6 protein-coding genes and 1 pseudogene are annotated in these 13558 nt (G+C 61.6%); 3 read left to right on the forward strand and 4 right to left on the reverse strand.

From position 1 onward, the window contains the following. Window positions 1–33: 33 nt before the first annotated feature. From ACF8O8_RS07350 to ACF8O8_RS07360, 3 genes and pseudogenes are all read right to left on the reverse strand, one after another. Window positions 34–4719: a dermonecrotic toxin domain-containing protein gene (locus ACF8O8_RS07350; protein ID WP_392509448.1), complete on the reverse strand. Its 4686-nt coding sequence runs from the start codon at window positions 4717–4719 to the stop codon at window positions 34–36. A 117-nt stretch (window positions 4720–4836) separates the two neighbouring features. Further along, window positions 4837–5301 carry a hypothetical protein gene (locus tag ACF8O8_RS07355; RefSeq protein ID WP_172830944.1) on the reverse strand — a complete coding sequence of 155 codons (465 nt, stop codon included), beginning with the start codon at window positions 5299–5301 and terminating at the stop codon, window positions 4837–4839. After that, window positions 5249–6783 (reverse strand): annotated as a pseudogene (locus ACF8O8_RS07360) (BCCT family transporter). Before ACF8O8_RS07360 ends, ACF8O8_RS07355 begins: the two are co-directional and overlap by 53 nt. Window positions 6784–7315: 532 nt before the next feature. Here ACF8O8_RS07360 and betI point away from each other — a divergent pair. The 3 genes from betI to betA all read left to right on the forward strand — a co-directional run bounded on the left by betI (window position 7316) and on the right by betA (window position 11259). Next, complete coding sequence (gene betI / locus ACF8O8_RS07365) at window positions 7316–7972, forward strand: transcriptional regulator BetI (protein ID WP_014859113.1); 657 nt, start codon at window positions 7316–7318, stop codon at window positions 7970–7972. Between the two features lie 39 nt (window positions 7973–8011). Next, window positions 8012–9484 (forward strand): betaine-aldehyde dehydrogenase, encoded by a 1473-nt coding sequence (gene betB, locus ACF8O8_RS07370; RefSeq protein WP_003249182.1) that lies wholly within the window; start codon window positions 8012–8014, stop codon window positions 9482–9484. Window positions 9485–9561: 77 nt separating this feature from the next. Further along, entirely contained in the window at window positions 9562–11259 is a 1698-nt protein-coding gene (gene betA / locus ACF8O8_RS07375) for a choline dehydrogenase (protein WP_010955611.1), read from the forward strand. 42 nt (window positions 11260–11301) lie between these two features. Here the strand turns inward: betA and ACF8O8_RS07380 are convergent, their stop codons facing one another. Continuing rightward, the gene (locus tag ACF8O8_RS07380; protein ID WP_392509449.1) at window positions 11302–13452 is read right to left on the reverse strand and encodes a dermonecrotic toxin domain-containing protein; all 2151 of its coding nucleotides are present in this window, start codon (window positions 13450–13452) and stop codon (window positions 11302–11304) included. Window positions 13453–13558: the final 106 nt, after the last annotated feature.

A 13558-nucleotide genomic window follows, 5' to 3' on the forward strand; every position in this document is an offset into this window, starting at 1 on the left:
CTGATCGCGGCGCTGGGCCACCCGGGCGAAGGTTCAGAGGTTGAACGGAATGACATCCTTGGCCTGTGCGTAGGTCAGGTTACCCCGATAAATGCTCAGTACCTGCCCCTCGCTCGCCGCCTTCATTTGCTCGCGATACCCCATCTTGCGCTGGCTCCACAGCTTGAGATGGCCTTTGCCAAACGCCGTCGGCGCCGCCTGCGAGTCGGCAAAATGGAAATGTGCGGCCCACAAGGGTTTACCTCGACCCTCACCGGGTGCACGCAACAGGCTGATCCGGTACTCGTCCAGATAGCCATCGGAAACCACCTGCCGAGGCCCGACATATTCCACGGCGAGCAAACCCTGCTGATGGAGAAAATTCAGCCCTCTGGCACCTGGATAGCGCGTCTTGCTGTAAAGCGCTACCAAACAGTCGCGGCGGGCCTGACGCAACTGAATCAACGCATCGTCCATGCCCGCCAGCAGCGCGTGCTCGGCGTCGGCATCGCTGAGCTGTTCACGTAGCTCGGCCACTTCGTTGATCTGGCCGTCCAGCATCGACATCAGGCCCATGTCGTCAGCATCCTTGGCAACCAGGGCTCTGGCTTGAGCGATGACATTTTCGTTCTGTGCCAGCATGGCCTCGGCCAGCTCCCGGTTGTTCCTTTCGGACTCCGGCGTAGAAGTCCGCGATGGCTGTTCCGGTTCGCCCGCGGCTACCTCTTCAACCCAGGTGTTTCCCTGCTTCTGGAAGCGATGCAGCGCGCTCTTGTTGAAAGCCGCTACAACTTGCAGCACAGCCTGCCCGTCGACCACCGCTTCGCTGCCAATGACAATCTGACCAGCCCGCGTATGGGCCACCTGCAGGCTCTTTCGTGAATAGACCGCACGACGTGTGCCACGAACCTGCCCGTCCGCCTGCTCGCGCATGGCCTCGACCAACGCCTCACCGGCTATGGTTTTCAGTTCCACCATCTGTTGCTTGTAGGCCTCAAGGCGCTGGACATCGATGAGCTTGCTGCCGAGTGTCTTGATCCGTTCGGCGTTGAGAATCGCCGCGAGGTATTCGTCCCACGCACTTTGCAGCACCTCGATTCGTTCGGCGACAGGCAAGTCACAGAACATCAGCAGATGATGCGTTTGTGCGGCCACCCGCAGACGCTGACTGGCGAGCGCATGGCGGAAGATCATGTAGTGCTGGGTAGGCGTGCCTTTGTGCCACTGCAGGGCTAGCTCGACCAGACCCATGGCCTGGAAAAACCGGATGTTGATCGTGGTCGTCTTGCGGCTCGCGATAATGCTCGAGACGGTCAGCGTGGTATTGATGTAAGGCACTTGCATGTCGATATCGGTGATGGCCAACAGGCGATCCAGCTGGCTGGAGACATTGATGATCCTGGGCTGCTCTTCAAGCAACTTCTCCAACATCGTCCGGAACCTGGCATACAACTCGGCCTGTTTCTCTGGCGGTGCGTCATTGAGCGCATTGGTAAGTTGGTCGTATTCCCTGAACCCACCCAAGGCCAGGAGCTCATCGATGAAGAACATGCCAAAGCTGATCAGGTTCTTGCGGACCTGGCCCAAGAGTATCCGTTGATCTCTCACGCTGCCGACGTGCGTCGATGCGCTCGACTTGTCAAGCACGTAGGTAATGTTGCGTTCGGCCTCGAGATAATCAAGGAACAATCTCTCGTTCAAGGGCAGGCGCTGGTTGCGCAACTTACTCGTCTGCTCTTGCAACTGCTGGAACTTGAGCTTGAACAACTCGGTAGCCTGCTCGAATTGCGCACGTTCGCCCGGCTCGGTGGGTGGCGCCTTTTGCAACCGTTCCTCGACTTTTCTTACCGGATCACGCAAACCGACAATCTGCTCGCTCAACGCGTTGAAATCCTTCGTGGCATCCTCCGCGGTTAGGATAAGCCGCTCTATCTCGGCCTGAGCCTTGGCGATCGGCCCGCTAAGCTTCTTGCGCAGTCGCTCGCGGGCCAACTCGCCGGAGCGATCATTGCCACCGTGCAAGCGCGAATTATTGAGGTGCCAGACATCGCCGTCGCGCATCAGGTAGGGCCCAACCGTGCCGTCCGGACCGATGATGCGAAACGCTGCGTTATCAAGGCTGACTCGGTAGACATTACCGACCAAAGACACGTAGAAATCATCCCCAATCCGCACCAGCCCCGCAGCCACGCCCTGCGTCTGCGGTTCACGCCCCTCCAGCGAAACGCTGGCCGCCAACGCCCGCATTTGGCCGCGCTGGGCACTCGACAGGCCGTTGAGCCCCCCAGCCCCACGCCAGGAAAAATCGAGGTGGGTGTTGGCCATCGCCTGCAGGCTGTCGACCGAGACGCTGGGCTCCCGCGTCGCGGTGGAAAGGTTCGCCAGCTCGATCCCATCGCCTGCAGCTGGCCCCTGGAGCAGCGATGGCGGCAGGTCGCCAGAGACGGGCGGGGCTGCCAGTTTCGGCGTCTGCAGGTGTATCAGCGCCAGCAAGGTGTTGTTCAGCACATCGACCATCGCCTGGATGCGCTCGTCGAAATGTGAACTGGCCAGGCCATGCACATCGTTGATCAAGCTGCGCATGCCGATATAGAGCCAGGCAACCGAGGTTAGCGGCCCCGGTAACACCGGAAACACAACATTCAGCAGTTCCCAGGAAAATGCCGTGACCAGCCGCCAGCGCACCTCGCTGTTGCTCACGGCGCTGCGATCCGCCAGCTCCAGCAACATCCGGCCCTTGGCTTCGAACATCTGCCGATCCACGTCCCGCGCCCAGAATTGCAGCGCCAACTGAACAGGCTGCGGTTTCTCCGGGAGGGTGTAAGGGTCGAGCAGCCATTGGGGCAGGTGCGGCTCCCGGAAGCCGCCATTATCGTAGACCGCGCGCTGAGCTTGCTCGATCCACAGCAGCACACTGTCCTGCAACGCCCCCGGGCGGCTGATCGCATCCAACAGTGCCTGAGCGCTGCCGAACTGAATCAGCGCCTTTTCGGTGTACAGCGGGCAGTACAACAGATGAACACCCAACTCGATGATTTCGATCACGTAGAAACCATGCGCCACGTCGACCCTCTCTGATGTCGGCGAGCGTTTGAACGCAAGCGGTGCAATCCGCACAGCGGCTGCACCTTCTTGGCCGCTACGGCAGAATTCTGCCAGGGCGCCGTAGGCGAACTTGTCGAGCCGTTTGACGGCACGCGCCCGCGCAGCATCGAACATCAGGGTGATACGCCAGCGTATGGCAAATGCCGAGATGTGTTCGGCCCGGCTCGCCGAGCGATCGATCATCGACTGTACATGACGTGGATAACTGCCGCCGATGTCGACTCGCTGTACCAGCTCACGGACGTAATCAATGGTCATCCACTTCATGATCAGCTGGTTTTCACGGTGCGCGATGTGTGTCACCACCCCTCCTGCGGTGGCATCCAGGCGGCCGATCGCCAACTGCGTCAAAGTCAGCTTCTTGTCGCCGGTCTTCTGGCCGAAGCCCAGCCCGTGACCGTCACTGACAAAGCTCTCGACAGTGAGGATAAGGTCATCAGGAAAGTAATTGGCGTCCACCGGGTGGTCATGCAGCATCTCCTCGCGCAGGCGCGTCGCCGCATAGGTGTGCAAGTCCGGCAGACCGTCCTGAATGCCCTGGGCTGGGGTGCGCTGTTGCAGTAGCGACAAGTCGAGCATGGCTTGTAGGTAGGCGGTCTGGCTATCCGTATCGGCTCGCGACAGGCCCTTGGGAAGCGCCAAGCCCAGCCCACCGGAGCCATAGTCACTGAACTCGGCAAAAAAGGACGCGGGGTCGCAGGCCACATGGCAGTAATGCTCCAGTTGGTCGACGCTGTCGATCGCACTCCAGCGCAGGCGGGCCACGCGCTCGAGCAAGATTTCCAGCAACAAGGCGCTGTACAGGGCGAAAGCGTCGCCCTCCACAGTCAGGCCTTGCCAGTTCAACTCATCAAACCGGTAACGTCCCGCCATCTGCATTTGCAACGCCGAGCCGAATGCACCCTGGGCGTCGAAACTGCGGACCAGGCCTTCGGGAGAACACCAGAGTGTCAGTTCGCGAACTTCACTGGAGGCGGTAATCAGCAAACCGGGCAACAGCTCATGGAACGTGTCTTCGCCCTCACGTAACGCTACCCGCACCAGCTGCACATCGAGCCCGGTACGGTTGCCCATCATCAGGTCACGCAGCAGCTTGCGTTGTTCGTCGTCCAGCGCTTCGTCCTTCAGGCCGTCGAGCAGGTTGGCGCGCAACAACTGCTGCAACCACAGGTCCCGGTCGATCGTGGCGTCGCCGTTCCAATAGTCGATCTGCGCTTGCTGGAAGTGCCAAAGCAGCATCGGCAGCAACGCGTTGAGGCCATCGGTCAGGCGCGCGGGTTCGATCAAATCGCCCTCAGCAGTTTCGAAGCTCGACTCGATGGCGAAAAAGCGCCGGGGCGGGTTCAGGCTAAGGCGGTAGTCACCCGCTGGGGTGAGGTCCAGTGGTTTAGCCTCAAGCAGGGCCTGCAGCACAACATCCACCAGCGGCTGAGGGTGCCAGACACCATCCGGCTGCATGGACATCAGGTACAGCGGTGCAGCCGAGGTCATTTCAGGGCGATGCACGCCAACCAGAGGATAGTGCTTCAGGATCACCTTCATGATCTGTTCACCTGCGACCTGCCGGAATGTAGGACGGCTGGCGAACTGGGCGGCGACTGCGTGATTGAGGTTGTGCGCGTGAGTGGCGGGCATGACCAGGACTCGTTGTGGAATGAACCACAAAGCGTCCTGGAAATGGTATCGAAACAGGTGCTACATATTGCTGCTGGCAAGCCGCGACACCTGGCAGTGCGGCGGCCTGCCGGGAAGTCAGCTATAGACGCGGCCAAGCACCTGGCGATGGCTCTCGAACTGATCGAGCACATCACGCACGATCTGGTCTGGGGCAAAGCCCATCAGGTCGTACTCCTGACTGCCGTCATGCAGGTAGACCTCGGCGCGGTAGAAGCGCTGGCGCAGTTCAGGCTCACCCTCGACCGGCGCCTCGCTCGGCGCGGCCATATAGCCGTCAAGGCTCACTTCGTAGACGAACGGGTTGCCCTCTTCCATCATCACCCGCAAGCCCATCAGGTTGCGCGACTGGCCAACGCGGGTTTCCACCTCGAAGCCCTGCGTCTGCAGCTGTGCAGCGGCTTCTTTCAACGCCGGGCTGACCTGCTTGTCCATGAAGCGCTGCACCACGGCCTGGGTCGGCTGCAGTTCCAGCTGGGTCAGGCGCTCGCTAAAGCCGCGACGGCCACGGGCGGCCAGTTCGGCGCGCTCCTGCTCGATCACCACGTCCTGCTTCATGGCCTTGTACAGGCCGAACATGAACAGCACCAGCACCACCGAGAACGGCAGGCCCGCCAGCACGACCATGGTCTGCATGGCTTCGAAGTTACCGGCAAACAGCAGGCCGATGGTCACCAGGGTGATCACCACGGACCAGAACACCACCATCCAGTGCGGGGCATCTTCGTCGACCTTGCCGCCTGTGCACGACAGGTTGGCCATCATCACCGCGCCGGAGTCGGCCGGCGTGAGGAACAGCACGAACCCGACGAACACTGCCACACCAATGACGATCTTGGCTGCCGGGAAGTATTCCAGCAGCTGGTAGATCGACATCGATGGCTGTTCCAGCGCAGTCTTGCCCAGCTCCACGGCGCCCTGGTTGATCACCAGGTCCAGTGCGGTGTTGCCGAAGATCGACAGCCAGGCCAGGGTGAAGCCCAGCGGGATCAGCAGCACACCCATCACCAGTTGGCGCACGGTGCGGCCCTTGGAAATACGGGCAATGAACATGCCGACGAACGGGCCCCAGGAGATCCACCAGGCCCAGTAGAACACGGTCCACAGGCCCAGCCAGCGCTCCGACTTGCCGGCTTCGCCTTCATACACATAGAGGTCGAAGGTTTTCAGCACGATGCCGTTCAGGTAGTCGCCAACGTTCTGCACGAAGCCGTTGAGCAGGTGCAGGGTTTCGCCGCCCAGCAGCACGAAGATCAACAGGCCACTGAACAGCATGATGTTCAGGTTGGACAGGCGGCGGATGCCGTTCTCCACGCCCGATACCGCTGCCACGGTAGCCACGCCGGCCATGACCAGGATCACCACCAGCAGGTTGGTCTTGCTGTGGTCCATGCCGAACAGGTATTCCAGGCCGGACGATACTTGCATCGCGCCGATGCCCAGGTTGGTCACCAGGCCCAGCAGGGTGACGAACATGCCGAAGATATCGACGGCGTTGCCGGCAGCGCCCTTGACCCAACGCTCGCCCACCAGCGGGTACAGCGCCGAGCGCAGTGCCAGCGGCTGGTTGTGGCGGTAGGCAAAGTAACCCACAGCCAGGCCGACCAGGGCATAGATCGCCCAGCCGTGCAGGCCCCAGTGCAGGAAGGTCAGCTGCAGGCCCTGGCGCGCGGCCTCGAGGCTGGCAGGAGTGCCTTCCGGTGGGTTGAAGTAGTGGTCCAGGGGCTCGGAGGCGCCGAAGTACAGCAGCGAAATACCGATACCGGACGAGAACAGCATGCCGGCCCAGGCGCCGTAGCTGAAGTCAGGCTGGTCGTCCTTGCCACCCAGCTTGAGGCTGCCGTAGTCGGAGAAAGCCAGGTAGACGACGAACAGCAGGTATCCGCAGATGACCAGCATGTAGTACCAGCCAAAGGTGCGCGTCAGCCACTTCTGGGCCACGCCCAGCACCTGGCCGGCGGTTTCGGGTACAGCGATCAGCAAGGCAGTCAGAACAAGGATCATCAGCGCGGAGGTGAAAAACACCACGCGGTTGACCCGTACCCTCTCGGCGGGGGGCTTGGTAAGTGAGGCAGAACTCATTGCACGAATGCTCCGGGCAGTGCGGCTGTGGAGGCTAATCAGTCTTTCCCGAGCAATTGGTGGAATATCCCCACTGCATCAGGTGTTATAAAAGAACCCTGGAAACCGTGATCCCGAATCGATACGTTGCCAAAAACAGACAGGTGGCCTGCTGAAAATGCCACGCCTCAACGGAGGTGCGCGCATTCGTCACAGGTCACCCCGCCCGCTCCAAGGGCCTGTCGCAGGGCCAATGGCCGTACGGCAGAATCTGCATTTCGCATCGCTCATGCCCGTCAACACCTTGTATTCCGGGGGTTACGCGATTTCCTGGGGTGTCAATCCGTGCCTTCTCGACCGCCTGAAAAACTGTCAATGGCACAAATTGTCGCAGAGCTTATTCTTTATTGATTGAACGTTCAATCAAAACAAAATAGACTGGCCTTCGCCGAGTCAGCCGCCTGTCGTCTGCTCGCAGGCCTGAGGAGATAGCAAGATGCCCAAGGTCGGTATGCAACCCATCCGGCGCCAGCAGTTGATCGAAGCCACATTGCAGGCGGTCGATCAGGTCGGACTGGGGGACGCCAGCATTGCGCTGATTGCCCGTTTGGCCGGTGTGTCGAACGGCATCATCAGTCACTACTTTCGGGACAAGAACGGCCTGATCGCAGCGACGATGGGTTACATCATGAGCATGCTCAACGAAGGCGTCAGAGCACGTCGCCAGGCCCTGAAAGACGACAGCCCGCGCGCTCACCTGAAAGTGATCATCGAGGGCAACTTCGATGCCAGCCAGGTAAACGGCCCGGCAATGAAAACCTGGTTGGCCTTCTGGGCTTCCAGCATGCACCAGCCCGATTTGCACAGGTTGCAGCGGATCAACGACCACCGCTTGTATTCCAACCTGTGCTGCCAGTTCCGCCGCGCCCTGCCGCTCTACCATGCGCGCAAGGCAGCCCGCGGCCTGGCAGCCCTGATCGACGGTTTGTGGCTGCGTGGCGCCCTGTCGGGTGATGCATTCGACACCGACCAGGCGATACGGATTGCTTACGAATACATGGAACTACAACTGGCCAAGCAGCACACCCTGGGCACAAACGACCAGGCTGCTGACAATGCGCGCAGGGCCCTTGCCAACCCGGCAGGAGCATGACGCGCAAGCCAAACCACACACTGCACTTGCGAGGACACTATGGCCCGTTTCGGAACGCAAAAACTCTACATTGATGGCGCTTACGTCGACGCTGGCAGCGATGCCACTTTCGAAGCCATCAACCCGGCCACCGGCGAAGTCCTCGCCCACGTACAGCGTGCTACCGAGGCTGACGTCGAGAAGGCCGTGGAAAGCGCCGAGCGTGGCCAGAAAGTCTGGGCTGCGATGACTGCCATGCAGCGTTCGCGCATCCTGCGCCGCGCCGTCGACATCCTGCGCGAGCGCAACGATGAGCTGGCCATGCTGGAAACCCTGGACACCGGCAAGTCGTACTCCGAAACCCGCTACGTCGACATCGTTACCGGCGCCGACGTGCTGGAATACTACGCAGGCCTGGTACCGGCCATCGAAGGCGAGCAGATCCCGCTGCGCGAATCGTCCTTCGTCTACACCCGCCGCGAGCCGCTGGGCGTGACCGTGGGTATCGGTGCCTGGAACTACCCGATCCAGATCGCCCTGTGGAAATCTGCCCCGGCCCTGGCCGCTGGCAACGCGATGATCTTCAAACCGTCGGAAGTCACCTCGCTGACCACCCTGAAACTGGCCGAGATCTACACCGAAGCCGGCCTGCCGAACGGCGTGTTCAACGTTCTGACCGGCAGCGGCCGCGAAGTCGGCACCTGGCTGACCGAGCACCCGCGCATCGAAAAAGTGTCTTTCACCGGCGGTACCACCACCGGCAAGAAAGTCATGGCCAGCGCCTCCAGCTCTTCGCTGAAGGAAGTGACCATGGAGCTGGGCGGCAAGTCGCCACTGATCATCTGTGCCGACGCCGACCTGGACAAGGCCGCTGACATCGCCATGATGGCCAACTTCTACAGCTCGGGCCAGGTGTGCACCAACGGCACCCGCGTGTTCATCCCGGCTGAAATGAAGGCGGCCTTCGAAGCCAAGATCGCCGAGCGCGTTGCCCGCATCCGCGTTGGCAACCCAGAAGACGAAAACACCAACTTCGGCCCGCTGGTCAGCTTCCAGCACATGGAAAGCGTGCTGGGCTACATCGCCAAAGGCAAGGAAGAAGGTGCCCGCGTGCTGTGCGGCGGCGAGCGTCTGACTGCCGGTGACTTCGCCAAAGGTGCCTTCGTTGCGCCGACGGTGTTCACCGACTGCACCGACGACATGACCATCGTCAAGGAAGAGATCTTCGGCCCGGTGATGAGCATCCTCACCTACGAAACCGAAGAAGAAGTGATCCGCCGTGCCAACGACACCGACTACGGCCTGGCCGCCGGCGTCTGCACCAACGACATCACCCGCGCCCACCGCATCATCCACAAGCTCGAAGCCGGTATCTGCTGGATCAACGCCTGGGGTGAATCGCCGGCCGAAATGCCGGTAGGTGGCTACAAGCAGTCGGGCGTCGGCCGTGAAAACGGCGTCAGCTCGCTGGCTCAATACACTCGCATCAAGTCGGTCCAGGTCGAGCTGGGCGGCTACAACTCGGTTTTCTGAACCCTGTCTAGCCCCGCCCGTGCCACCGCGCACGGGCGTTCCCGCTCCCCGATCACCGCCAACACGAGGGTACTTTCATGTCCCAAGAATTCGATTACATCATCGTCGGTGCCGGCTCGGCCGGTAACACCCTGGCGACCCGCCTGACCGAAGACGCCGGCGTCACCGTATTGCTGCTGGAAGCCGGTGGCCCCGACTACCGCTTCGACTTCCGCACCCAGATGCCAGCCGCCCTGGCCTTCCCGCTGCAAGGCCGCCGCTACAACTGGGCCTACGAGACCGACCCGGAGCCGTACATGGACGGCCGCCGCATGGAATGTGGCCGTGGCAAGGGCCTGGGTGGCTCGTCGCTGATCAACGGCATGTGCTACATCCGCGGCAACGCCATGGACTTCGACGGCTGGGCAGAACTGCCAGGCCTGGAAGACTGGACCTACCTGGACTGCCTGCCGTACTTCCGCAAGGCCGAAACCCGTGACATCGGCCCGAACGACTACCATGGCGGCGAAGGCCCGGTCAGCGTGACCACGCCGAAAGCCGGCAACAACCCGCTGTTCCACGCCATGGTCGAAGCCGGCGTACAGGCCGGTTACCCACGCACAGAAGACCTCAACGGTTACCAGCAGGAAGGCTTCGGTCCGATGGACCGCACCGTGACCAAGAACGGCCGCCGCTCCAGCACTGCCCGTGGTTACCTGGACCAGGCCAAGAAGCGCCCGAACCTGACCATCGTCACCCACGCCCTCACGGATCGCGTTCTGTTCGACGGCAAGCGCGCCATCGGCGTGACCTACCTGGTCGGCGACAGCGAAGAACGCGTCGAAGCCCGCGCCCGCAAGGAAGTGATCGTCAGCTCCGGGGCCATCGCCTCGCCGCAACTGCTGCAGCGCTCCGGCGTCGGCCCGCGCGCCCTGCTGGAAAGCCTCGACATCCCGGTTGTGCACGACCTTCCGGGCGTTGGTGAAAACCTTCAGGACCACCTGGAACTGTACCTGCAGTACGCCTGCACCCAGCCGGTTTCGCTATACCCGTCGCTGCTGTGGTGGAACCAGCCTGCGATCGGTGCCGAGTGGATGTTCAATGGCACCGGTATCGGCGCCAGCAACCAGTTCGAGGCCGGGGGTTTCATCCGGACTCGTCCGGAGTTCAAGTGGCCGAACATCCAGTACCACTTCCTGCCGGTTGCGATTAACTACAACGGCTCCAATGGCGTGAAGGAACATGGCTTCCAGGCGCACATGGGCTCCATGCGCTCGCCTGCCCGTGGCCGCATCCAGGTCAAGTCGAAAGACCCGCGCCAGCACCCGAGCATCCTGTTCAACTACATGTCCACCGAGCAGGACTGGCAGGAATTCCGTGACGGCATTCGTCTGACCCGTGAAATCATGGCCCAGCCGGCGCTGGACCCGTACCGTGGCCGCGAAATCAGCCCGGGCGCTGACGTGCAAACCGACGAGCAGTTGGACAAATTCATCCGCGAGCACGCCGAAACCGCCTTCCACCCGTCCTGCTCGTGCAAGATGGGCACCGACGACATGGCAGTGGTCGATGGTGAAGGCCGCGTGCACGGCATGAAGGGCCTGCGCGTGGTCGATGCCTCGATCATGCCGCTGATCATCACCGGCAACCTCAACGCCACCACGATCATGATCGCCGAGAAGATTTCGGACAAGATCCGTGGTCGCAAGCCACTGCCGCGCAGCACCGCCAAGTACTACGTGGCGGGCGATGCGCCAGTGAAAGGCAAGCCGATGCGTGAAGTGAAGCAGGGCTGAGGCCTTGATCAGGGGCCGCTCAGCGGCCCCTTTCACGTGCGCTCAGGAGGGCAGCGCAAAGAATGTGCGCATCAACGAATCATCCTCCGTGCCCAGCCGCATCGCCAGTGCCTGGCGATCGAACAGCTTGCCTGTGCGCATATCACGCACTGCCTTCCCGCTTGGCGCCTGCGCCAGCGCCTTCAGGCACACCTCGGTAAAGCGATAATTGTGCCCTTGAACGGCCGTCACCTTTTCCACTTGCAGGTAGCGCCCGGGCATCATCAAAGACTCCGCCTCATCCGGTCGCCTTGAGAAGGGCCCGATAGGCGTCGCCTGCATATCCTCGCCCGGCTCCAACACATAAACCAACGCGTTTTCATCAAAAACATCCCTGCCACTGATTTGAGCCTGCGGGTCGTTGAAAACCTCCCAGAGGGCATAGGGGTTTTCAGTGAATGACGTGAAGTCGGTGGTCACCAGCACGTCACCCACTTCAACGGCGCCCTCACCAACTGCCTGAAAACCCGTGCCCCGCAGGCTGGAGGCAGCCCGATACAGCCTCACTTGATTAGTCACGCCGATTTGCCCAAGTGCGTGAGCAAGCGCATGGCTGCGCTGGATATGCGCGGCGCGCGTGCCCTCTAGCGGTATACCCCGCCACAGGTTGTTGTAGCGCTCCGGCGAGCTGGTGTACTCGGCAATGGCGGGCGAGCCAAAGCCATGCTCATCGCGATAGACGGGGTAGGGTTCACTGAAGGCATCCAGATACTCGCCATTGGGCCCCAAGGCATCGAGATCAGCCCACGGTACCGCGCCCAACAGAGCTTGCTGGCGGGCCAGCGCCTGATCCGACAACGCCAGCAATTCATCCGCCGCCGGGGCCATGTAAAGCCCCCAGTCGACCTTGGCGGCAGAGGCTTGCGCCTGGCCAGCCACCCGCGGGGGGACGTGGCCATCGGTAAACAGCTCGCTGGCTCGCAGCATGGCTATATCAAGCAGGATGAACAGGATATCCGTCAGTACTGACCACCATGCTGCTGTGCGCCAGCCCTGCTTGCCATTAATTGCCCGGTCCAGATGCAACGCCAGGCTGGCGGTGCCCAGACCGAGCGATGCCAATATCACTGGCCAGCCAAACGGCGCCATCGGTGCTATCACGAAGCTCGCCGCTTGCACGCCCGCCAGCCACTCCGCCTTACGCAGCTGGGCATTGGTGGTCAGCCGTTCGTGAGCGTCGCGGGTCAGATCATCCATCACCGTATCACGTAGACGAACGAACAGGTCCCCTTCAATGGACTGCGCCAAGATGGCGGTGTCACCTCGCGACTGTGCGAGCAACTTGAAGTAATTGCGTAGTCGCGGGCGTAGCGACTGCGCCAGTACCCCGCCCCCGACGAACAGCCTGACCAGCCGCTCTCGCCCCACCGTCGTGGCGGCCTGGTCAGCCATCCACTCCTGAAACGCATGACGATCGTCGAACACCTGCACCACAGCCTGAACATCGGCAAGGTAGAGGCACAACCTGCCAGTCTTCAGCTTGCGCAAGAACATCAGCTTGGCGCTGATACCGCCGATGACAAGCGCGTTCCACCCAGATTGAGCACTCCCTTCCCGGGCCAGTCGCAAGGCTTTTACGGTAGTCGGCAGTGCGGGTGCAGCGAGCGTCACCCCCATTAGTTCCTGGCGCTCAGGTTCGCTCAACCCAGATTGCCCCACAGCAGCCATGAAGCGGGCGCGGGCCAGGACACAATAGTCTTCGCCATGCCGTGACCGAAACGTGCTCAGCGCCTCGGTGTAGCGCCCTGCAAAGTCCAACCGCCAGAACGCCGTCAGTACTTGCTGAGGGTCGAGCCGCACTTCGTTGCGCTCGTCGTAAACTGCGTGGCTGGCATCCACCCGGTAGAAGCCACCATAAATACTCAACTCGTCAGCACTGGCCTGCTGCTGCGGGCTGAATCGTTGGATGACCAGTTCGGTAAGGCTCAAAGAGCGTCGTGGCGGCCCACTGTGGCGCCAGCCGGTGAAGCTCAAAGAACTGCTGGCCGCCGACTGGAACTCGTGCCAATAGAGCCCGTCCGGATCCAGCCAGTACCCCAGTTGGCGGCGAAGCACATGGCCCGCCGCCTGGCGCGCCAAACTGTGCAAATCAGGAAATTGCCCGAGCAGGCGCTGGGCCACCTGGGCGAGAGAAATGGTTTCTTTGACATTCATGTCACTTGGCTGCCTGAAAGTGGGCAAACCATTACAGCCGCAAGCCGCAGCGACGATGCGGTATCGCTTTACAGCCTGCGTCGGCCTCAGGTTAGAATCGATTGGC

Origin of the sequence: Pseudomonas sp. TYF_14 (assembly GCF_043105275.1) — a bacterium.
GTDB lineage: Bacteria > Pseudomonadota > Gammaproteobacteria > Pseudomonadales > Pseudomonadaceae > Aquipseudomonas > Aquipseudomonas alloputida.

What these genes read in the sequence shown, in the direction of transcription:
- ACF8O8_RS07350 (WP_392509448.1), bottom strand. Translation starts at nt 4,719, where the DNA reads ATGCCCGCCACTCACGCGCACAACCTCAATCACGCAGTCGCCGCCCAG.
- betI (WP_014859113.1), top strand. Translation starts at nt 7,316, where the DNA reads ATGCCCAAGGTCGGTATGCAACCCATCCGGCGCCAGCAGTTGATCGAA.
- betB (WP_003249182.1), top strand. Translation starts at nt 8,012, where the DNA reads ATGGCCCGTTTCGGAACGCAAAAACTCTACATTGATGGCGCTTACGTC.
- betA (WP_010955611.1), top strand. Translation starts at nt 9,562, where the DNA reads ATGTCCCAAGAATTCGATTACATCATCGTCGGTGCCGGCTCGGCCGGT.
- ACF8O8_RS07380 (WP_392509449.1), bottom strand. Translation starts at nt 13,452, where the DNA reads ATGAATGTCAAAGAAACCATTTCTCTCGCCCAGGTGGCCCAGCGCCTG.